The 19,832-nt window shown below is 72.4% G+C and carries 21 protein-coding genes; 10 read left to right on the forward strand and 11 right to left on the reverse strand.

Annotated elements, in window-relative coordinates; translation table 11 throughout:
- Window positions 1-66: 66 nt before the first annotated feature.
- Entirely contained in the window at window positions 67-300 is a 234-nt protein-coding gene (locus ACFFR3_RS41960) for a hypothetical protein (RefSeq protein ID WP_364381615.1), read from the forward strand.
- Window positions 301-400: 100 nt separating this feature from the next.
- Window positions 401-1,177 carry an integrase gene (locus ACFFR3_RS41965; RefSeq protein ID WP_345404652.1) on the forward strand — a complete coding sequence of 259 codons (777 nt, stop codon included), beginning with the start codon at window positions 401-403 and terminating at the stop codon, window positions 1,175-1,177.
- A 107-nt stretch (window positions 1,178-1,284) separates the two neighbouring features.
- On the opposite strand, the gene ACFFR3_RS41970 is transcribed toward ACFFR3_RS41965, so the two are convergent.
- Both ACFFR3_RS41970 and ACFFR3_RS41975 read right to left on the reverse strand, forming a co-directional pair.
- Window positions 1,285-2,442, reverse strand: a complete 1,158-nt coding sequence (locus ACFFR3_RS41970) for a macrolide family glycosyltransferase (protein ID WP_345404656.1) — start codon at window positions 2,440-2,442, stop codon at window positions 1,285-1,287.
- Window positions 2,439-3,095, reverse strand: coding sequence for a CatB-related O-acetyltransferase (locus tag ACFFR3_RS41975; RefSeq protein ID WP_379484943.1), 657 nt, complete (start codon window positions 3,093-3,095; stop codon window positions 2,439-2,441). Before ACFFR3_RS41975 ends, ACFFR3_RS41970 begins: the two co-directional genes overlap by 4 nt.
- A 58-nt stretch (window positions 3,096-3,153) precedes the next feature.
- On the opposite strand from ACFFR3_RS41975, the gene ACFFR3_RS41980 reads away from it, so the two are divergent.
- The 4 genes from ACFFR3_RS41980 (at window position 3,154) to ACFFR3_RS41995 (ending at window position 5,954) form a co-directional block, all read left to right on the forward strand.
- Entirely contained in the window at window positions 3,154-3,768 is a 615-nt protein-coding gene (locus tag ACFFR3_RS41980; protein ID WP_345404665.1) for a TetR/AcrR family transcriptional regulator, read from the forward strand.
- A 178-nt stretch (window positions 3,769-3,946) separates the two neighbouring features.
- Window positions 3,947-4,465 (forward strand): hypothetical protein, encoded by a 519-nt coding sequence (locus tag ACFFR3_RS41985; protein WP_364381600.1) that lies wholly within the window; start codon window positions 3,947-3,949, stop codon window positions 4,463-4,465.
- Window positions 4,466-4,511: 46 nt separating this feature from the next.
- Window positions 4,512-5,021 (forward strand): hypothetical protein, encoded by a 510-nt coding sequence (locus tag ACFFR3_RS41990; RefSeq protein ID WP_364381597.1) that lies wholly within the window; start codon window positions 4,512-4,514, stop codon window positions 5,019-5,021.
- 57 nt (window positions 5,022-5,078) lie between these two features.
- On the forward strand, window positions 5,079-5,954 hold the full coding sequence (locus tag ACFFR3_RS41995; protein WP_364381594.1) for an alpha/beta fold hydrolase: 876 nt from the start codon (window positions 5,079-5,081) through the stop codon (window positions 5,952-5,954).
- Here ACFFR3_RS41995 and ACFFR3_RS42000 read toward each other — a convergent pair.
- The 3 genes from ACFFR3_RS42000 to ACFFR3_RS42010 are packed head-to-tail and all read right to left on the reverse strand — an operon-like array spanning window position 5,910 to window position 8,715.
- Window positions 5,910-6,680: an ABC transporter ATP-binding protein gene (locus ACFFR3_RS42000; RefSeq protein WP_379484944.1), complete on the reverse strand. Its 771-nt coding sequence runs from the start codon at window positions 6,678-6,680 to the stop codon at window positions 5,910-5,912. The genes ACFFR3_RS41995 and ACFFR3_RS42000 overlap by 45 nt on opposite strands.
- A complete protein-coding gene (locus ACFFR3_RS42005) occupies window positions 6,677-7,720 on the reverse strand; it encodes a FecCD family ABC transporter permease (RefSeq protein WP_364381588.1) in 1,044 nt (347 codons plus the stop codon). The genes ACFFR3_RS42000 and ACFFR3_RS42005 overlap by 4 nt, the downstream gene beginning before the upstream one ends.
- Window positions 7,717-8,715: an ABC transporter substrate-binding protein gene (locus ACFFR3_RS42010; protein ID WP_345404674.1), complete on the reverse strand. Its 999-nt coding sequence runs from the start codon at window positions 8,713-8,715 to the stop codon at window positions 7,717-7,719. The genes ACFFR3_RS42005 and ACFFR3_RS42010 overlap by 4 nt, the downstream gene beginning before the upstream one ends.
- A gap of 228 nt (window positions 8,716-8,943) precedes the next feature.
- On the opposite strand from ACFFR3_RS42010, the gene ACFFR3_RS42015 reads away from it, so the two are divergent.
- From ACFFR3_RS42015 to ACFFR3_RS42030, 4 genes are all read left to right on the forward strand, one after another.
- Entirely contained in the window at window positions 8,944-10,065 is a 1,122-nt protein-coding gene (locus tag ACFFR3_RS42015; protein WP_379484945.1) for a lysozyme family protein, read from the forward strand.
- 375 nt (window positions 10,066-10,440) lie between these two features.
- On the forward strand, window positions 10,441-11,409 hold the full coding sequence (locus ACFFR3_RS42020; protein ID WP_345404680.1) for a hypothetical protein: 969 nt from the start codon (window positions 10,441-10,443) through the stop codon (window positions 11,407-11,409).
- 169 nt (window positions 11,410-11,578) lie between these two features.
- A complete protein-coding gene (locus tag ACFFR3_RS42025) occupies window positions 11,579-12,913 on the forward strand; it encodes a hypothetical protein (RefSeq protein ID WP_364381578.1) in 1,335 nt (444 codons plus the stop codon).
- Between the two features lie 32 nt (window positions 12,914-12,945).
- The gene (locus ACFFR3_RS42030) at window positions 12,946-14,250 is read left to right on the forward strand and encodes a hypothetical protein (protein WP_379484946.1); all 1,305 of its coding nucleotides are present in this window, start codon (window positions 12,946-12,948) and stop codon (window positions 14,248-14,250) included.
- 3 nt (window positions 14,251-14,253) lie between these two features.
- Here ACFFR3_RS42030 and ACFFR3_RS42035 read toward each other — a convergent pair whose 3' ends face one another.
- The 6 genes from ACFFR3_RS42035 to ACFFR3_RS42060 form a co-directional block, all read right to left on the reverse strand.
- On the reverse strand, window positions 14,254-14,649 hold the full coding sequence (locus ACFFR3_RS42035; protein ID WP_379484947.1) for a VOC family protein: 396 nt from the start codon (window positions 14,647-14,649) through the stop codon (window positions 14,254-14,256).
- Between the two features lie 31 nt (window positions 14,650-14,680).
- A complete protein-coding gene (locus ACFFR3_RS42040; RefSeq protein ID WP_345404695.1) occupies window positions 14,681-15,739 on the reverse strand; it encodes an LLM class flavin-dependent oxidoreductase in 1,059 nt (352 codons plus the stop codon).
- Window positions 15,740-15,825: 86 nt separating this feature from the next.
- Window positions 15,826-16,554, reverse strand: coding sequence for a Type 1 glutamine amidotransferase-like domain-containing protein (locus ACFFR3_RS42045; RefSeq protein WP_379484948.1), 729 nt, complete (start codon window positions 16,552-16,554; stop codon window positions 15,826-15,828).
- Between the two features lie 42 nt (window positions 16,555-16,596).
- A complete protein-coding gene (locus ACFFR3_RS42050) occupies window positions 16,597-17,868 on the reverse strand; it encodes a cytochrome P450 (RefSeq protein WP_379484949.1) in 1,272 nt (423 codons plus the stop codon).
- A gap of 37 nt (window positions 17,869-17,905) precedes the next feature.
- Window positions 17,906-18,115, reverse strand: coding sequence for an MbtH family protein (locus ACFFR3_RS42055; protein ID WP_345404707.1), 210 nt, complete (start codon window positions 18,113-18,115; stop codon window positions 17,906-17,908).
- Between the two features lie 21 nt (window positions 18,116-18,136).
- Window positions 18,137-19,831, reverse strand: a complete 1,695-nt coding sequence (locus tag ACFFR3_RS42060; protein ID WP_345404710.1) for an ABC transporter ATP-binding protein — start codon at window positions 19,829-19,831, stop codon at window positions 18,137-18,139.
- Window position 19,832 lies beyond the last annotated feature (1 nt).

Here is a 19,832-nt window from a genome sequence, read left to right on the forward strand (position 1 = left end):
TGCTTATGTCCGTTTTGTCCCGAGGGGTGCGGACTGCTCGCGCAAATCCCGGGCAGGGGCTCAAGCATGAGCCAACAGGATGAAGCCGCCCCCATGCCCCCGGCTGTCGGCCAGGTGAACGGGGAGAGTGACACGATCGCCCAGCGGGCCGGTGTGGAGGTCAGGGAGACCCGCCGTCCCATCCCGGCCGAGCCGGTCGAACCTCCGCCCGATCCCGAGCAGAAGCTCGAAGAGGAGCGGCAGGAGGCGGCGGCTGACGACGCCGAGGAGCCCCGGGCCGACGCTGAGCCCACGGACTAGTCGTCCACACCGGCCCTCAGGTCGTGAGCGCAGGAAGGGCTTGTGGTCGGGTAGGGTCGTCGCCCTGATCGGCGGAGAGGGGCGGCGTATGCGGGTGGCGATGGCCAGTGTCGGGAAGCGGGCCGGCCGCATCAACGAGGATTTCGTCGGGGTTCTGCCGGAGGCGGCGGTGCTGGTGGACGGGGCCGGCATCCCCGGTGGCGAGGTGACCTGTCGGCATGGTGTGGCCTGGTACGCCAGCCACCTGGGCGGCACCCTGCTCGGCCTGCTGCCGCAAGACCGCGACCTGGCCGACCTGCTCGCCGAGGCCATCACGCACGTCACCGACGACCACCGCGACACCTGCGCCGTCACCGACCCCATCAGCCCGTCGGCGGCGGTGGCCGTGCTGCGGCTGTCCGGTGATCGCGCCGATTACCTGGTCCTGGGCGACGCCACCATCGTGATCGACCGTTCAGAGGAGGGCGCGCCGGTCGTGGTCACCGACCGCAGGGAGGTGGTGATCAGCGGCAGGTACGAGCCCGCGCTGAAGGCCGCGGACCCGGGCTCGGACGAGTACCGTCGCATCCTGGGTGAGCTGCGCTCGCACCGGAACCGGCCGGGCGGCTTCTGGGTGGCGAAGGACGACCCCGGCGCGGCCCGCGAAGCGGTCACCGGCACCGTCCCCGGCCCGGCCTCCGCCGCCCTGCTCAGCAACGGCGCCTCCCGCATCGTGGACAGGTTCGGGCTCGCGGACTGGCCCGAGCTCATGACAGAGCTGGCGCGGAAAGGCCCTGCCGAGGTCATCCGCCGGGTCCGGGAGGCGGAGGAGCGTCAAGCGGTCCCACCGGACGACGCGACCATCGCCCACTGCACCTCCCTCGCCCGGCCCGCCTGACCTTCGCCCACGTCACCACTGTGACCGTGGCCTCGTGCGTGCCTCAGGAACGGTGGTGGAGGATGCGGGTCACCTGATCCGCGTGGCGCCCGTGGACCGACCCGCCGCTAGCCGAGCAGGCCCTCGATCAGGTCGGCTGCGCGCTGGGTGCCTCCTTCCGCACGCGCTTCGGCCTTGAGCACGCGAAGGCGGTGGGCCACGTCCGCGTCCGTGACGAGGGTCTGGAGGGCGGCGCGCAACGCGTCGGGGGTGGCGGCTTGGGTGTCGAGGCGGCGGGCGACGCCCAGCTCCACCAGGCGGTCGGCGTTCATGAACTGTTCGGCGCCCTGCGGCACCGCGATCATCGGCACGCCGGCCGCCAGGCCCTCGCTGCTCCCGCCCATCCCGGCGTGCGTGACGAAGGCGTCCGCCTCCGCGAGGATCGCCCGCTGCGGCACCCAGGAGTGCACTTCGACGTTCGCGGGGATGGGGCCCAGCTCGCTCACCTCGGTGTGGCGGCCGATCTGCAGGACCACGTGCCAGCCGGGCAGGTCGCCGAAGGCGGCCAGGCAGGAGCGGTAGAACTCGGGGCGGTGGTTGTAGGCGGTGCCGAGGGAGATGAGCAGGACCCGTTCGGCATCGACCGGACGGGTCCAGCGGTCCTGGGCGGGTCCGTAGCAGGGGCCGACGAACGTCACCCGGTCGCCGTCCACCCGTTCGGCGTTCGGTTGCATGGCCCGCGGGATCAGGGCCAGCACGCGGTGGGGGAGGCCGGAGAAGGCGTCCACGTCGGTGGTGGTCGCCCCGCACTCGGCCAGCCACCGCCCGAACCGCTCCTGGTAGGCGTCGGCGCCCGGCAGCCGGCGCAGGTGCGCGGCGACGTCCTCCTCGTAGCCCTGCCAGGCGACGAAGGTCGGCGAGAGCTGCAGCAGGGGACGGCCCTGCGCCTCGGCGAGCGCGCGGGCGGCGTACGCGCCGACGTCGTACAGGTAGAGATCGGCGGGATCCCGGGAGTACGCCGCGCGCAGCTGCGGAAGCGTCTGGACGGCGTCGTCGAGGAAGAGGCTCGCGGCGGCGATGGGGTCGTCGGGCCAGGAGTTCCCGGCGAACGGCAGCACCGACGTGCACGGCATCAGCTCCGCCCCTGCCCCCTTGACCAGGTCGGCGCGGGCCGGGTCGGTGGCGTACGTCACCCGGTGCCCACGGGCCACCAGCTCACGGATGACCTCCAAGCCGGGCAGGACGTGGCTGACGATCGGGACGTTCACCATCGCGATGTGCGTCATGACGCGCTCCCGGAGGGTGCGGCGGCCTCGAGGTCGGCGACCGTGCCGGACATGATCGTGCGGACGTGCCGGGTGATGTGCTCGGCCGGCCAGTCCCACCAGGCGACGGCCAGCAGCCGGGCGACGTCGCCGGCGTCGTAGCGGGTGCGGATGAGCCGCGCCGGGTTGCCGCCGACGATGCCGTAGTCGGGGACGTCGGAAGTGACCACGGAGCCGGCGCCGATGATCGCGCCGTGCCCGATCCGTACGCCGGGCAGCACCGTCGCCCCATGCCCGAACCACACGTCGTTGCCCACCACCGTGTCACCCCGGCCGGGCAGGCCGGTGAGCAGGTCGAAGTGGTCGGCCCACGAGCCGCCGAGGGTGGGGAAGGGAAAGGTGGAGGGGCCGTCCATGCGGTGGTTGGCGCCGTTCATGATGAACCGCGTCCCCGTGCCCAGCGCGCAGAACTTCCCGATGATCAGCTTTTCCGGCCCGTAGTGGTAGAGCACGTTGCGGGTCTCGAACGCGGTCGGGTCGTCCGGATCGTCATAGTACGAGTAAGCCCCCACCTCGATCAGCGGCGACGTGACCAGCGGCCTGAGCTGCACCACCCGCGGCTGCCCCGGCATGGGGTGCAGCACGTCGGGATCGGCAGGCACCAGGGAATTCATGGGTGTTCCTCGCAAACGGGAGCTCTTAATGCGACAGTTGCTACATTAAGATGCTGTCATGGCCCCGCCGGATCAGCAACCCGACACCCCTCGCCGCCGCCCGGGTGGCCGCACGAGCCGCATCCGTACGCAGGTCATCGACGCCGTACGCGCCGAGCTGGCCGAACGCGGCTACGACGAGCTGACCATCGACGGCGTCGCGGCCCGCGGCGGCGTCCATCGCGCCACCGTCTACCGGCGCTGGCGCGACGTCGGCGGCCTGCTCGCCGACGTCTTCGCGGCGGCGGGCGACGACGACTGGCAGCCGCCGGACACCGGCTCGCTTGAGGGCGACCTGACCGCGCTCAACCAGGAGAGCCAGGACTCGATGACCGCGCAGCCGCCGCTCGTCATGGCCCTGTTCGCCGCCTCGTTCCGGTCGGAGGAGGCGGCGCGCGGGGTGCGGCGGCTCTGGGAGGACCGCTACATCCGCTGCGAGGCCATCGTCCGCCGGGCCGTTGGGCGCGGCGAGCTGCCGGAGGGCACGGACGCGCGCCGGCTGCTGGTCGCGGCGACCGCGCCGGTCTACCACCACCTGGTGCTCCTGCGTACGCCGCCCGACCCCGCCCTGCCCGCCGACGCCGCCAGGACCGCCGTGCTGGCCGCCCGCGCCGGCGCCTTCGTCGCAGGGTGATGGGCACGGCGGCGTACGCCGGGATCGCGCCGGGGCAGGAGCCGGCGGCGACCGGGCACGGCCGTCCTGGGCACGTATTCCGGCCATATCCCGCAGGTATACCGAGGCCCTTTACCGTGCTGCGTCAGGCCGGGTAATCGTCCGGCCGGAAAGCGTCATGCACGGTGAAGGAGAATCAGTGCGACCTCTCACGCGACTGCGCGTTGCCACGATGGGCGCGGGTCTCACCGCCACGCTCGGAGCCGGTCTGCTGGTGGCGCCCGCCGCGCATGCCGCGCCGCCCGACCACAGGATGGTCTACGTCAAGCGCGTCAAGCCGATCCAGACCGTGGCCACCACGGTCAGCATCAAGGACCACAAGGGCCGGAACTACCCGATCAAGGTGTCCGTCACCTTCCGCTACATCAACTCGAAGACCGCGCAGATGCGGACCATCGTGCTGCGCGAGAACGGCTTCCCCAAGGGCACCTGCATCTACCCGGACCTCGCCCTGACGACGTCGAGCTGGAAGGCGCTGCGCAACAAGCACGGCATCCTCTGCGACGGCGGGCACAAGGCGTACACCGTCATGAGGACCCTCAAGGTGCGCCAGGCCCGTAACCTCGGGCAGCTCTGGATCCGCACCCCGAACCCGCCCCACCCCGGCTGCTGTGGCGCGCGGACGTACGTGATCCAGTACAACATCGCGGCCAAGTGATACCGGACATCCGTCCAGAACCGCCTTGCACGACAAAGGAGAACAGGTGCGACCTCTCACGCGACTCCGCGTTTCCACGATCGGAGTGGCTCTCGTCGCCGGCCTCGGTGGCGGCCTGCTGGTGTCACCCGCCGCGCACGCCGCGCCCGACCAGAAGATCAGCTACGTCAAGCGCATCAAGGCGATCCAGTCCGTAATCACCACGGTCAGCATCAAGGATCACAGGGGCCGGAACTACCCGATCAAGGTGACCGCGACCTGGGCCTACAAGTCGTCCACGTCCGCGCAGCTGCGCAGCATCGTGATCCGCGAGGCCGGCTTCCCGAAGGGCGCCTGCATCTTCCCCGACCTCTTCGTGACGAGCGCGAACTGGGAGGCTCAGCGAGGGCGGTACGGCAAGATCTGCGACGGCGGCAAGAAGGCGTACTCGGTGATGAAAACCCTCAAGGTACGCAGGGGAAGCTTCGGCCAGCTGTGGATCCGCACGCCCAACCCGCCCCACCCCGGCTGCTGCGGCGCACGGCAGTACACCATCCAGTACAACCTCGCCAAGTGAGCGCCCCGGCCCGATAAGGGTTGGAGGACGGCGGCCCGGAGTCGCTAGCGTGCCCTCGTGACGCGAGCGCATGAGCGGTACGTGGACTCCGGGCCGGTACGGATATGGACGGAGCGCATCGGGAAACCTGACGATCCCGCGGTCGTGATGGTCATGGGGTCCGCCGCGCAGGGCGTCAGCTGCCCCGATGCGCTCGTCCACCGGCTGGTCGAGCGGGGCGCGCAGGTCATCAGGTACGACCATCGCGACACCGGCAGGTCCGGCCTCGTCGACTTCGACGCGCATCCGTACACGATCGGCGACCTGGCACGCGACTGCCTGGCCGTGCTGGACGGCTACGGGCTCGACGCGGCGCACGTGGCCGGCACGTCCCTGGGCGGCATGATCGCGCAGTGGCTGGGCGTGCACGCGCCGGACCGGGTCAGGTCGCTCACCATCATGTCCAGCTCGCCGATGGGGCACGACCCGGCGCCGGTGCGGGAGCGGGCGCCGGCGGGCGAGCCGGCCGACCCGGACGATCTGCCGCCGCCGTCCCCGGAGTTCCTCGCGCACATGGCGGCCGGGCTGCCGCCGGGCGTGGAGTCGGACGTGGCGCTGTTCCGGATGTTCAACGGGCCGGTCAGGCCGTTCGACGAGCAGGCCGCCCGGGCGATGCTGGAGCTGGCGCTGTCGCGGGCCACCGATCCCGGCGCGGCGGCCAACCACAACCGGGCCGTCTGGCGGGACGATCCCACCCTGAAGGCCCCCTTGTCGTCGATCACCGCCCCGACCTCGATCGTGCACGGCGACCGGGACCCGCTCTACCCGCTCGCGCACGCCGAGGCGCTGGCGGCGGCCATCCCCGGCGCGGTCCTGCACGTCGTGCCCGGCATGGGGCACGTCATGACGTCACCTGGCCTGCCCGAGGAGGTCGGCGACCTCGTCCGCCTGTGACCGTTCGAAGACGAGCTGGGTGCGGCGGACGGCGCGCACGCCGTACACCTGCGCGATCAGGTCGGGGGTGAGCACCTCGCCGGGCGGGCCGCCGGCGACGATGCGGCCGGCGTTCATCACATACAGGCGGTCGCAGAAGGCGGCGGCCTGGTTGAGGTCGTGCAGCACGGCCAGGGTGGCGAGGCCCAGCTCGCGTACCAGATGCAGGAGGTCGAGCTGGTGACGGATGTCGAGGTGGGCGGTGGGCTCGTCCAGCAGGAGCAGCCGCGTGTCCTGCGCGAGCGCCCGCGCCAGCAGCACGCGCTGCTTCTCGCCGCCTGACAGCGTCGCGAAGATCCGCCCGGAAGCCTCGCCCAGGCCGACGCGGTCGAGTGCGCGCCCGCACAGCTCCTCGTCCACAGAGGCATCCGCCCGGTACGGCGTGCGCCCCATCCGGACGATCTCCGCCACCGTGAAGTCCAGGTCGGCCGGCGTCTCCTGCGCCACGACGGCGGTCCTGCGCGCGGCCTCGCGGGCCGGCAGCCGGTGCACGTCGTCGCCGTCGACGGCGATCAGCCCCGCCGAGGGCCGCAGCGCCCGGTAAATCGAGCGCAGCAGCGTGGACTTGCCGCACCCGTTCGGCCCGACCAGTGCCACGAACTCGCCGTCGCCCACCTCCAGCGCGGCGTCGTGCACGATCGGCGTGCCCTCGACCGCGACGGACACCCCGTTCAGCGCCAGCCTCACGTGACGCTCACCTCCCGGTCCGCGGACCTGCGGCGCAGCAGCCACAGGAAGAACGGCACCCCGAACAGCGCCGTCACGATGCTGAGCGCCAGCTCCTGCGGCGCGTTGACGGTCCGCGCGGCCACGTCCACGAGTTGCAGGAACACCGCGCCGAGCAGCGCCGTCACGGGCAGCACCCGGCGGTGGTCGGCGCCGACCAGCAGCCGGGCGGCGTGCGGCACGATCAGGCCGACGAACGCGATCGCGCCGCTGGTCGCGACCAGCACCCCGACCAGCAGCGAGGTCAGCAGGAACAACGTCAGGCGGAACCGGCCGACGTTCACGCCGAGCGAGACGGCCGTCTCCTCGCCGGCGGCGAGCGCGTTCAGCGGGCGGTGCTGCATCAGCAGGTACGTCACCCCCGCCGCCAGCACCACGGCCGGGACCGGCAGCAGGTGCCAGCGGGCCCCGCCCAGACTGCCCATCAGCCAGAACAGCACCTGCTGCGCCGCCCGCCCGCTCTGCGCGAGCTGCAGCACGAAGGAGTAGGCCGACTGGAACAGGTACGCCAGCGCCACCCCGGCCAGCACCAGCCGCGACGGCGTGAGCCGCCCCGCCCGCTGCGCCAGCAGGTAGACCAGGCCCAGCGCGAGCAGCGAGCCGGCGAACGCGGCCGCCGACATCGACAGCCCGCCGAGCGCCGAGGCGCCCACGATGGCCACGAGCACCGCGCCGAACGACGCGCCCGACGAGATGCCGAGCAGGAACGGGTCGGCCAGCGGGTTGCGCACCAGCGCCTGGAGCACCGCGCCCACCACCGCCAGCCCGGCGCCGACGAGCAGTGCCAGCAGCGCGCGCGGCAGCCGGAACTCCCACACGATCTGCTCCTGCACCGGCGTCCACGTGCGCGGCACCAGCCCGGGGGCGAGCTTGTCGGCCACGATGCCCCACGCCTGCCCGAGCGCCACCGGCACCGCGCCGATGCTCACCGCCAGCCAGGTCGAGGCGACGACGGCGACCGCGAGCACGGTCACGAGCACGGCGAAGCGGCTGCTGTTCACTGGTCGAACGCGTCCGGGTGCAGGAACCTGGCGATGTCGGCGACGGCCAGGAGGTTGCGGTAGCCGGGGTGCTGCGCGGCGACCGGCAGCGCGAGATAGCGCTTGTCCCTGGCGGCCGGGCTGTTCCTGGCGATCGCGAACGCCTCCTCGGCCTTGACCGGCGAGGTCGGCATGTCCGCGCCGCGCAGCGTGGCGTAGTCGCTGACCAGCAGCGCCTCCGGCTGGGCCGCGCTGATCCGCTCGGCGCTGACCTCGGTGTAGTCGGCCTTGACGTCGGCCAGCACGTTCTCGCCGCCCGCCATGGTGATCATCTGGTTCGTGACGCCCGCGCCGCCGTACGCGTTGACCGGGCCCTTGCCGCCGTCCGTGGCGAGCACCTTGACCGGCGTACGGCCCGCGACCCGCTGCTTCACCTCCGCCAGCCGCGCCTGGAGCTCGCCGGCCAGCTTCTCGGCCCGGTCGGGGACGCCGAAGATCTTGCCGAGGTTGCGCAGGTCGGTGAAGGTGTCGTCGATGGTGAACCGCAGCACCTCCTCCGGGCTGCACCAGCCGCCCAGGATGTAGACGGGGCTGCCGGCCGCGTCCAGCTCCTCCACCGTGGCGTAGCCGCCGGCGGCGTCGAAGCTCGCCATCGCGTTGTCGAGGACGAAGTCCGCGCCCTGGGAGAGCATGACCTCCTTCTGCGGCAGCATGATCGTGCCGGAGATCTGCGGGATCCTGTCGTACTGCTCCTTCTGCCCTGGCAGGAAGGCGCTCTCGCCGAAGTACGTCCGCCCCGCGATCCGGTCGCCCAGGCCGAGCGCCAGCAGCGTCTCCAGGCTCGGGTGGTAGCCGGTGACCACCTTGGAGGGCGGGCGGTCGAAGGTCAGCTTGCGGCCGCAGTTGTCCACCGTGACGGGGAAGCCCGGCGCCGGGGGCTGCTCCTGCGCTTTCGGCGCGGGCTGAGAGCAGGCGGTCAGGGTCAGGGCCGCCACCAGGACGAGCAGTCTCCTCATGGGCCCTCATTCTGCACTTATTTCGCAACTGCAATCAAATCGCAACTAGGTGGCCGGTGATGTCCTGGCTGGTCGGCGCGAAGGTGGACATCCGGTCGGAGGCTCCCGGGCGGTGGCCAGTGGACGGGGGCGGACATAACGGTCTGGCTGGTCAATGTGGGGGGCCATAGGCATGCCTTCAGGAAGGTCCAACGGACCTCACGTCCCTCACGGAGGCACTCGATGAATATGCGTTCACGGCGACGCCTGACGTACGCCGCTCTGGCCGGAGTCATCGCGCTCGGCGGTACCGGGCTCACCGTCGGCGTCGCGACGGCTCAGCTCGGCGACGACGACCCCGACCTGACGATGGTGGAGGAGGCGGCCGTCACCAAGGACTCCCTCCTGGCCACCGCCGACGACACCGACTCCGGCGCGTCCGCCGACCCTGGCGCGCCCGCCGACTCCGCCGACTCCACCGACTCCGCTGACTCCGACGAGGTCAGCGTCGCGGACGAAGGCGACGACGCCGAGGAGACGACGGAGACCGACGCCGATGCCGGCACCGACTCCGACGCCGATGCCGACTCCGGCACCGGCGTCGACTCCGGGTCCGACGACGCCGAGGTCTCCGACGAGACCGACGACGCGGAGGAGACGGGCGCCTCGGAGAAGGCCGGGCAGACCATCGCCGAGGTCGAGTCGGACGAGGTCGAGGACACCGCCACCACCCAGACGGCTGACGACCCGACCCGCTGCCCCTTCACCGTGACGTACAAGGGCAGCGTCCGGCAGATGCTGATCAAGCGGGAAGGCGGGGTCAGGACGAAGGCGTACGACGCCGGTGAGCGGACCAGGAGCGGCAAGAGCCGCAACATCGTCACCATCGGCATCGGCTTCAACATGAGCCGCGGCGACGCCCGTACGATCATCAACCGCATCCTCAGCGAGACCAGCCCGCAGTCGAAGCAGGCCGACATCAAGTCGGGCAAGGCGTTCGACGACCTCAAGGCCGGGGTGACCGAGCTGACGGACGAGCAGGTGACGATGCTGTTCGAGGTCACGTACGAGGAGGCCAAGGACATGGTCACCCGGCGCGGCATCGAGAGCTTCGACAAGCTGCCCCGGGCCGTGCAGGCCGCGCTGATCGACGTGGCGTACATGCGGCCCGGCAACATCAACGACATCGCCGACGAGGTGAACGCGGCGACCCAGGCGGCCCTGGCGGAGAAGCAGCCGCTGACCGAGGCCGACTACGAGGCCGCCGCCAAGCGGCTGGAGACGTTCGGCGCCATCGCCGCCAAGCGCGGCCAGGGCGGCAACAAGATCCGCTTCTCGGAGGACGCGGCCATGCTCCGCAACAAGTGCTGAGCCCTCCGCGCTCATGACCGCACTCATGCCGCACTCATGACCGGGGTCGTGCCCGGGCCTCCTCACCGGAGCCCGGGCACGGCCCTTCTCATGCGCGGCGTTCCGGTCTCACGCGCGGCGTTCCGGCCCTCCGCAGGCGGGCTGAGGTGGGCGGTGCCCGGCCCCAGCAGGCCGGCTGAGCAGGGCGGACAAGGACAACCCCGGCGATGGCCAATGGATGCGGGCAATGGACATCGTCCGCCCCTGGATGGTCATCACCGGGCCCCTTAAGCAGGAGTGGCAGGAAACTTCCGGACGCCGCCGGGCGGCCCGGGGCGGCTCCCCGAAAGCCCGCTCCCGCCGCGTACCGGCGTCACCATGAGAGGGGAAACCACCGTGAAAGCACCTTCGAAGCTTCGTATCGCGGCGGCCGGCTTGGCGGTCGGCGGCGTGCTGGTCGGCAGCGGCCTGGCCGGCGGCACGGCGCACGCCCAGACGGCGGACCCGTTCGGGTTCGGCAGCCCCGGCGGTTCGGGCAGCTCGTTCGACTTCGGGCTCACCGCGCCGCAGCCGGCGCCGCCCGCGAGCAGTTCCTCAGGCTCGCTCGGCGACTTCCTGAAGGACCTGGGCAAGGACCTCGGCCGGCAGCTCGGCAACCGGGCGATCGACGAGCTGCTCAACCGCGACAAGAACAAGAACAACAACGGCAACAACGGCAACAGCGGCCAGTCCGCGCCCAGCACCTCGACCGGGCAGAGCGGCCAGAGCGGCCAGAGCGGCCAGAGCGGGCAGTCCACCGACGCGGGCCTGGCCCAGCAGCTGCCCAGCACGACCGCCGCGGGCAAGCGTATCCCGGAGCAGGTCGAGCGGGTCCTCCGCGAGGCCGGCATCAACTTCGTGGACTGGCTGGTCAAGCGGCAGCCGGGACGGGACCGTAAGGGTTACGGCTCGTTCGGGCAGCCCGACCGCTACTTCAAGCCGGAGCTGCAGCGGCAGTCGTGCCGGGCGCCCGGCAACGTCCGTCTCTTCGGCACGACCGTCCGCAGCGGCCGGTTCGCGCCGCGGGCGTTCGTCGGCGGCGTCAACCTGGGCAGGACGCTCGTCGTCGGGCCCAACACGTTCCTGGCTCCGTCCGGCGACAAGCTGAAGAAGTTCAGCACGGTCAACTACGTGTTCCTGTCGAACAGGGGCGCCGAGGTGCTGCGCCCGCAGCCGCGGGTCGCCGGCAACACCGTCCTCGAGGACCGCGTCCGCTACTCGACCGGCTTTCTGAAGAGGGGCGTCACGTACAAGGTGATCGTCCGCTACGTCAACACCTGCAACGAGCCCGTCGTGGACGTGCTCGGCAAGATCAGGCGTCGATAGCCGGGTGATTTCGCGCGGCGGGTGGTCCTCGGAACGTGAGGGCCACCCGCCGGCATGTGGTCATCGTCATTTTCCGACGCCGAAGGGGACGTCCACGGGCCGCGTGACCGCGAATAGGGCCCGAAGTCACATCGCCGGGGGCCGCGATTCACATAGGTCAGGGGGCACGATGATGCACCAAGGCACCACCACCGCGCGGGGCAGGCGGGAACGGCCGGTCCCGCCCGGGCCGCTCCAGGAGTTCGCCCAGGGGCTGCGCGACCTGCGGGCGGCGGCGGGAAACCCGAGCTACCGCGCCATGGAGCGCAGGGCGGGCTACTCGTCGTCGGCACTCTCCGCCGCCGCCGCAGGCGACCGCCTGCCGAGCCTGGCCCTGACGCTGGCGTACGTGGGGGCGTGCGGCGGCGACCAGGACGCCTGGAGCGACAGATGGCACGACCTACGCGCCAACCAGGACAACGCCACACCCCAGGAAACCGAGGCTCCAGCAGCCGGCACCGATCGACCTGGAGGCGAGGCTTCCGCAGCCGGTATCGGCGAGCCTGAGGTCGGGGTTTCCGCGGCGGGCACCGACCGGCCTCAGGAGGGTGGTGCTTCCGCCGGGGGCGGGTCCGAGCTGTGGCGGGAGTCCTACCGGCGGCCCTGTCAGCGGCCGTACCAGCGGCCGTACCAGCGGCCGTACCAGCGGTTCGTCAAGCTGTCGGCGCTGCTCGTGGCGCTGGGCGTGACCGTGCTGGCCACGGCCGGTGCGTTCCGTCAGGACGTGCTGTTCCGTTTCCTGTCGGCGACTGGTGAGGCGGCGCAGGAGGGTCGGCAGACGGGCGAGGTCGGCCAGCCGGCTCAGCAGACGAACGAGATCGGGCAATCGGGCGGGGTCGGACCGGCAGCCGGGGTCGGACCGGCAGCTGGGGTCGGACAGGCGGGCGCGGTCGGACAGGCGGGTGGGGGCGCAGGGCAGATGGTGGAGCCGGGGCGGCGAAGTGTGCCTGGCTTCACCGCCGTTGCCGGGCCGAGCTGCCCGCGTGACACCACGAGGAGCGTTCGCATCGAGGCGTTGCCCGGCCGCGACGGCTGGAAGGACGCCGCATCCTCCGGCTGGCGGGGCGCCGGCTGCGGGGACGGCTTCCTGTTCTCGGAGCTGCGCGGCGATGAGCGGCACGGCGGCGAGCCGGCCGAGCCGGCGCGCCGGAACGTCTTCCAATGGCGCTTCACCACCGGCCTGCCGGGGCCGCGCCACTGCACGCTGTCCGTCTACGTGCCGAAGTCGGGGCTGGCCGGGCAGCGGGTCTGGTACACGGTGCGAGACGGCTTCGACGAGGAGGCGCGCACGGTGGGGGAGTTCACGCTCGACCAGCGCGTACGGCAGGGCCAGTGGGTGCCTGCGCCGGCGCCCCTGGTCATCACCGGCGGCCTGGTGATGGTGGAGATCGCCGATGACGGCCACGGCAACACCACCGGCAACCAGGCCATGGCGGCCGGCCCGGTCCGGCTCTCCTGCCCGTGACCACAGGGACCGACACGATCGTTGGGGGCACGATGACGAGGAACGACACCATCAGGACGCCGCGCGGCGGCCCGCGGGGACGGCACGCACGGCCGATGGCGCCCGACCCGCTGCAGGAGTTCGCACGGGGCCTGCGCGAGCTGCGGGCGTCGGCGGGCGGAACGAGCCTGCGCTCCATGCGCCGCCGGACCGGCCACCCCGTGGCCGAGCTGTCCGCCGCCGCATCAGGCGACGCACTGCCCACCTTGAAGACGACGCTCGCGTACGTGACGGCATGCGGCGGCGACCGCGCCGAGTGGACGAGAAAATGGCACGTCCTCAACGCCCTCCTCCAGGTCGGCGACACCGACCGCGCCTACGAAACCGTCCACTACCCCCGCCCCACCCCGCACCACCGCCCCCCGCAGCCGCTGCCCGCCGTGGGAAACCCGGCCTCGGGGCCGGCCGTCGCTGAAGGCGTGCCCGTGCCGCCGGCGGACGCCGGAGCGCGCTCGGCCGCTGAGCCGCCTCCTGCCAGGAAGCGCAGGATCCGGCCGTGGGTGGTGGTGGCTATCGTGGCGCAGTTGGCCGTGCCAGGGGCGTTGCTGGTCTATCAGCACCAGGCGTCCACGGCCGTGGCGGCGGCAGGGGGCAGGGACGTGGCGCCGGCCGCCGAGGCCGGCCGTGCATCCGAGAGCCGTGCATCGGAGAGCCGTGCATCCGAGGGGCGAGCGCCCGAGGGCCAGGCGTCCGAGGGGTGGGCGTCTGAGGGCCAGGCGGCCGAGGGGCGGTCGCCGGGGGGCCGGGCGTCGGAGAGTTCGTCGCCGGAGAGTGACAAGGCCCGGACGGTCAAGCCGGCCTTTCTGGCGGTCGCCGGGCCTTCCTGCCCGCGTGACGCCAGGAGGAGCGTCCGCATCGACGGTCTGCCGGGCCGGGACGGGTGGAAGGACGCCCGCGCCCCGGGCTACACCGGGGCGGGGTGCAGTGACGGGTTCCTGTTCTCTGAGCTGACGTACGACCCGGCGGCGCAGACGCACCCGCGCAACGTCTTCCAGTGGCGCTTCACCACCGGGCTGGACGGTCAGCATCAGTGCTTCGTGGGGGTCTCCATCCCGCAGACCGGGTTCGCGGGGCAGCGCGTCTGGTACACGGTGAAGGACGGTTTCGACCAGGATGCCCGTACGGTCGCGGAGTTCACCCTCGACCAGCGCATGCGGCGCGGCAAGTGGGTCGCCGCGCCGACCCCCGTCGTGATCGGCACGGGGCTGGCGATGGTGCAGATCACCGACACCGGCATGGGCAACACGTCCGGCGACCAGGCCGTGGTGGCGGGCCCGGTCCGCCTCGCCTGCCGGTGATCGTCAGCGAGGGCGATGGGCCCGGATGTCGACGGGGCGGCCGTCGGGGTCGCGGGCCGTCATCGTCCACTGCGTCGGCAGGGTCTCGATCTCCCCGACGGGCTGCCCGGCCGTCAGGATCCGTTCGCGGAGGCCGGCCAGTCGCTCGTAGGTGGACACGCGCAGCCCCCAGCCCGCCCGGTTCAGCGGATCGAGGGAGGGGGCGGGCGCGGCGGCGGTCTCGACGATCATGAGATGGTCGGCCCCGCCCACGTCGAGGACCGCGACCCGCGGATCGGCGGCGGTGGCGGCCCGCTCGAACGCGAGCGTCGCTCCGAGCAGATCGGTGTAGTGCGTCACGAGCCGGTCGAGGTCGGTCGTGGACAGCGTCAGATGGTTGATGCCAAGGAGATCGGTCATGATGCCCCGACCGTAGCCGAGCGTGAGAGCATCAGTCGCGGAGCAGGGGGAGGAGCCGGGTGCCCTGGCGTTCGATCTCCGGCAGGTACGGGGTGTCGGACAGCACGAAGTGGGTGATGCCGAGCTCCTGGTAGCGGCGCAGCGACTTGGCGACGTCCTGGGGCGAGCCGACCAGCCACGTGGTGCCGGCTCCGCCGCCGCCGTACCTGCCCGGCGCGGTGTAGAGGTTGTCGTCGAGCACGTCGCCCCGCGCGGTCAGGTCGAGCAGGCGCTGCTGGCCGACGGCGGGGTGCCGGTTGGGGTCGCGGAAGGTGCCGTCCTGCGACATCCTGGCGACCTTGGCCTCGGCGTCGGTCCACGCCTGCTCGGTGGTGTCGCGGACGAACGTGGTGATCCGCAGTCCGAACTCCAGCGGCGGCAGCTCGCGGCCGAGCCGGGCGCTGAGGGTCTTGAGCCGGTCGATGCGCTCGGCGACCCCGTCGAGCGGCTCGCCCCAGAAGAGCTGGACGTCGGCGTCCGTGGCCGCCACCCGCTCGGCGGCCTCGGACGCGCCGCCGAAGTAGAGCCTCGGGTGACGGCGCCCGTCCTTGGCGACGGGGCGCGGCTCCACGGTCGAGCCGGTGACCTGGAAGTGCTCGCCGTGGAAGGTGACGTCCTCCTCGGTCCAGAGCCGCCGCACGATCCGCAGGAACTCCTTGGTACGCGCGTAGCGGTGCGCCTGGTCGCCCTCGCTGTCGCCGTACGCGGCCAGGTCGTCCTTGCCCGAGACGACGTTGACGAGCACGCGCCCGCCGGTCAGGTGGTCCAGGGTGGCGGCGGCGGAGGCGAACCTGGCGGGATGCCAGTAGCCGGGCCGTGCGGCGATGAGCGGCTGGAACGTCGTCGTGCGGGCGGCGAGCGCGGTGGCGACGGTGAAGGTGTCGGGCCGCCCCCAGCCGGTGCCGATGAGCGCACCCGCCCAGCCGTGCTCCTCCAGGGCCAGGGCGTGGCCGGTGAGGGTCTCCAGGCCGTTGTGGCCGGCCACGACGTCGTCGCCGCGGTGTCCTGGGTCGTTCTGGTTGGGGATGTACCAGAGGAACTCGAGGCTCATCGATGCGTCTCCATATTCCTAGTATCTGGATAGGAAAAGCATAAAATGTGAGTACGCCGCTACGGAAGCGTCTGACGAGAAAGTCCTCAGGGCACCCAGAGCCGGGCGGGCACCATCGTCTCCCGGTGCTTCCCGTCCTGATCCGGCTCGACCAGCCAGGCCCTGCGATCGGGCAGCACGGCCAGCGCCTCATGGAAGCGGGTGCCCACGTAGTGCAGGGCGACGCCGTCCTCGGTGGCGTACCCGGCGGGCAGCTCGCCCGCCCCCACGGCCCGGCGGAAGCTCGTCCGCCTGGGCTGGTCGCCGAGGTCGTCGTGCACGCCGTTGGAGAACGGCAGGAACCCCAGCCCGTCGGCCACCACGTCGAGCCGGTCACCGAAGGAGTCGGTCACCCCGCCGAGATGCCAGCACAGGCTGCCCGCGCTCTGCCCGGCCAGCACCACCCCCGACTCCCAGCACTCCCGCAGGATCGGCTCCAGCCGGTGCGCGCGCCAGACCGCCAGCAGGTTGACCACGCTGCCGCCGGCCACGAAGATCACGTCCTGGGCGAGCAGGTGGGCGCGCACGTCGGGCACGTTCGGCTGCGTGAACAGCGTGAGGTGCGACAGCTCGGCGTCGCCGAACGCGGCGGCCCGCTCGTACCAGCCCTGGATGTGCTCGCGCGAGTCGCCGGTCGCGGTGGCGACGAGGCAGACGCGCGGCCTGCGGACATCCGCGAGCCGCATCGCCTGCCAGATCTGGGCGCCGGGGTGGCGGTAGCCGGCGGGCGGGAACAGGACGCCGGAGCAGGCGAGGATCTGCGGTTGTCTGATCATGGGCACCCATGCTCCGCCCGCCGGGGACGGGGCCGCAAGCGCTCAGGCGGGGTCGCCCTCGGCCTGCCGTACGGGCGCCGCGGGCCGGTGCATGGGGGTGAGCGCGGGGACGAGCACGAAACCGCTGGACAGCCGGGCCGGCAAGCGCCGCAGCGAGATGCTCAGATCCTGGCGCGGCACGTCGTAGTCCAGCCGGGCCAGGCGCGGAGTGAGCGTGCGCAGCAGCGCCACGGTGAGCGTCTCACCGGGACAGCGGTGCCCGCTCGCCGGGTCGCCGCCGCCCTGGGGGATCAGGTCGTACGGGCCGGGCTCGGTACCGAGGAATCGCCTGGGGTCGAACGTGTACGGATCCCGCCAGAACCGGGGATCGTGGTGCTGGCCGTACACGTCGAGCAGCACCAGCGACCCCGCCGGGATGTGCTCGCCCCGCCAGTCGAGCTCGCGCGCCGCCCGCCCGCCCAGCAGCGGCGCGAACGGGTAGAACCGCCGCAGCTCATGCGCGAACGCCTCGGCGAACTCCGCGTCGCCGCTCGCCAGCCGCGCCCGGTGCTCGGGCCAGCGGTGCAGCGCGTGCGCCGCGTACGCGACGAACCATGACACCGCCACGGTCGGCCGCAGCACGTTGAGCAGCTCCACCGCCGCCACGCGCGGGTGGAGCGGCCGGCCACCTGCGTCGCGGTGCACGGCCACCACCTCGGCCGCCGAGTCGGGCGGCGCGTCCTCGCTGCCGTCACGCAGGTCCCGGACGAACCGCTCCAGCCACGCCTCGCGCCGCCGCCTGGCCTGCCGCGCCCGCCAGTGGCGCGGCCCGGACGAGCCCAGCCCGTCCACCATCGTCACCAGGTCGGCGGCCAGCTCGGGCAGGTCGCCGTCGTCCACGGTCACCCCGGCCCAGTCGCACACCGCCCTGGTGATCACCTCGGCCGTCTCGTCGAACAGCACCACCCGCCGCCCCTCCCACGAGGCGACGGCGAGATCCCACTCCGTGGTGACGTGCGCGACGAGCGCGGCCACGGCGGGCGCGCTGAACAGCGACGTGAACATCGCCTTGCGCACCCGGTGGGCGGCCCCGTCGAGGCCGTGCACCGAGCCGTGGCCGAACAGCGTGCTCTTGATCGGCCCGGGAAGCGCCGTGCGCCGCTCCACGTTGCGCTCGTCGTAGAAGAAGCGGGCGGCGTCGGGCCCGCACAACCCGGTGGCCCGGCGGCCGAGCAGCCGCGTGTGCACCACGTCACCTGCCGCCCGCCTGCGGAGGCCGGGGAGCCAGGCGTAGCCCTTGAGCAACAGCATCGAGGTCTGGTCGACAACAGGCATGCGCCGTGCCTGCCCCGCGCGGCGGCCCGCAAACGGCTCAGCCGTCCACGGTCTCGGCGAGCGATCGGGGCCGCAGGTCGGTCCAGTGGGTCTCGATGTACTCCAGGCAGGCCGCGCGGGTCGTCTCGGGCAGCACGACCGTCCACCCGGCGGGCACCGCGGCGAACGACGGCCACAGCGAGTGCTGGTTCTCGGGGTTGACCAGGACCAGGAAACGGCCGTCCGCGTCGTCGAAGGGGTTGGTCATCGTCGATCCTCTCTATGCCGGTCACCTGGCGACGGCCAGGCGGTAGGTCTCGTCGCGGGTCAGCAGGTCACGGTGGGCGCCCTCGGCGGCGACGCTGCCGCCGTCCAGCACGAGGACGCGGTCGGCGGCGTCCAGCAGGGCCGGGCTGCCGGTGATCACGATCGTGGTGCGGCCGCGGCGCAGCGTGGCCAGGTTGCGGGCGATGAGCTGCTCGGTGACCGCGTCCACGGCCGTGGTCGGGTCGTGCAGCACGAGGACGGCGGGGTCGGCGGCGAGCGCGCGGGCCAGCGACAGGCGCTGGCGCTGGCCGCCCGACAGGTTCGCGCCGCGGTCGCGTACGGGATGGTCGAGTCCCTCGGGGTGCAGGGCGACGACGTCGGTCAGCATCGACGCCTCGACCGCCGCCGCCAGGTCGTGTCCCGTGCCCGCCGGGTCGATGTTGCTGCGCAGGGTGCCCGCGAAGATCTCCCCGTCGTACGGGTTCACCAGCAGATGCTCGCGGATCCCGTCGATCGACAGCTCCCGCGTGTCCCGGCCGCCGATCCGCACGACGCCCTCGTAGGAGTGGGGCGGCACCCGCGCCGCCAGGATCGCGACGAGGTCGGCCGCCGCGCGCTGGTCGTAGGCGGCGATCGCCACGAACGCGCCCGCCGGCACGTGGAACTTCAGCCCGTCGAGCGCCCCGTGACGGACGCCGTCCACCTCCAGCTCGCCGGCGCCGGGCGGCGGGCCGGAGCCCGGCGTCAGCACCGGCGGCGCGGCCAGCACCAGCGCCATCCGGTCGGCCGAGGCCCGCGCGACCATCACGTACTTCGGCATCTCGGAGAACAGCTTGAGCGGCTCCATGATGAACTGCGCCAGCCCCACCGCCATCACCAGCTCCCCGATGGTGATGTCGCCGGCGAGCGCCAGCCAGCCGGCCGTCAGCGTGACGGCGGCGGCGAGGAGCGTGTTGAGCGCGAGCGCGGTGCCGGCGTACGCGCCATTGGCCCTCGCGACCGTGACCGCCTGGTCGCGCGCCCGCGCGCTGACCTTCCTGTACGACAGGAACGCCGCGTGCCCGCCGCCGAACCCGTGCAGCGGGCGCAGGCCGCTGATCAGGTCGGCGACCTTCGCGCCCGCCCGCGCCACCCTGGCCTGCTGCTCCCGGGTGCCCGAGCCGATGCGGCGGGACAGCACGCTGAGCGCCGACAGGATCGCGACCGTGCCGACGACCACCAGCAGGCCGAGCGGCAGGCTGGCCAGGCCGAGCGCGACCGAGGCGACCACCACCGCGACCAGCGAGCTGATCAGCAGCGGCACCACCTCGATGATGTCGGCGGTCTGGTCGGCGTCCTCGGTGGCGATGGTCAGCACCTCGCCGGACTTGAGGTCGGTGTCCCTGGCGACCGGCTGGAGCGCGCAGGAGGCGACCCTGACCCGCCACCGGTGCGCCTCGGTCGTGTTGGCCTTCTGCAGGATGCGCATGCCGAACCGCCACGACAGCGACACCGTCGTGATGATCACCGCCAGCGCGGCGATCGACAGCGCCAGCGAGTCGAGGCCGCGCTCCTGCAGCGTGTGCTCGACGATCAGGCCGAGCGCGATGGGAAAGGCGGTCTCGGCCGCCTGGTACATCCCCATGAGCAGGGTGCCGGCGGCCATCGCGCCGGCGTTGCGGCGCAGCGCGGCGCGCAGCACGTCGGAGCCCGTACGGACCGGGCGCTGGTCGTTCACG

Source organism: Nonomuraea salmonea, assembly GCF_042428605.1.
In the GTDB taxonomy this organism is placed as follows: domain Bacteria; phylum Actinomycetota; class Actinomycetes; order Streptosporangiales; family Streptosporangiaceae; genus Nonomuraea; species Nonomuraea salmonea.

Excerpts from the sequence above, each read along its gene's own strand:
- ACFFR3_RS42040 (WP_345404695.1), bottom strand. The coding sequence starts at position 15,739 with ATGAGCCTCGAGTTCCTCTGGTACATCCCCAACCAGAACGACCCAGGA.
- ACFFR3_RS41965 (WP_345404652.1), top strand. The coding sequence starts at position 401 with ATGGCCAGTGTCGGGAAGCGGGCCGGCCGCATCAACGAGGATTTCGTC.
- ACFFR3_RS42045 (WP_379484948.1), bottom strand. The coding sequence starts at position 16,554 with ATGATCAGACAACCGCAGATCCTCGCCTGCTCCGGCGTCCTGTTCCCG.
- ACFFR3_RS41970 (WP_345404656.1), bottom strand. The coding sequence starts at position 2,442 with ATGACGCACATCGCGATGGTGAACGTCCCGATCGTCAGCCACGTCCTG.
- ACFFR3_RS42035 (WP_379484947.1), bottom strand. The coding sequence starts at position 14,649 with ATGACCGATCTCCTTGGCATCAACCATCTGACGCTGTCCACGACCGAC.
- ACFFR3_RS42055 (WP_345404707.1), bottom strand. The coding sequence starts at position 18,115 with ATGACCAACCCCTTCGACGACGCGGACGGCCGTTTCCTGGTCCTGGTC.
- ACFFR3_RS41975 (WP_379484943.1), bottom strand. The coding sequence starts at position 3,095 with ATGAATTCCCTGGTGCCTGCCGATCCCGACGTGCTGCACCCCATGCCG.
- ACFFR3_RS42050 (WP_379484949.1), bottom strand. The coding sequence starts at position 17,868 with ATGCCTGTTGTCGACCAGACCTCGATGCTGTTGCTCAAGGGCTACGCC.
- ACFFR3_RS42010 (WP_345404674.1), bottom strand. The coding sequence starts at position 8,715 with ATGAGGAGACTGCTCGTCCTGGTGGCGGCCCTGACCCTGACCGCCTGC.
- ACFFR3_RS41980 (WP_345404665.1), top strand. The coding sequence starts at position 3,154 with ATGGCCCCGCCGGATCAGCAACCCGACACCCCTCGCCGCCGCCCGGGT.
- ACFFR3_RS42015 (WP_379484945.1), top strand. The coding sequence starts at position 8,944 with ATGCGTTCACGGCGACGCCTGACGTACGCCGCTCTGGCCGGAGTCATC.
- ACFFR3_RS42030 (WP_379484946.1), top strand. The coding sequence starts at position 12,946 with ATGACGAGGAACGACACCATCAGGACGCCGCGCGGCGGCCCGCGGGGA.
- ACFFR3_RS41960 (WP_364381615.1), top strand. The coding sequence starts at position 67 with ATGAGCCAACAGGATGAAGCCGCCCCCATGCCCCCGGCTGTCGGCCAG.
- ACFFR3_RS42025 (WP_364381578.1), top strand. The coding sequence starts at position 11,579 with ATGATGCACCAAGGCACCACCACCGCGCGGGGCAGGCGGGAACGGCCG.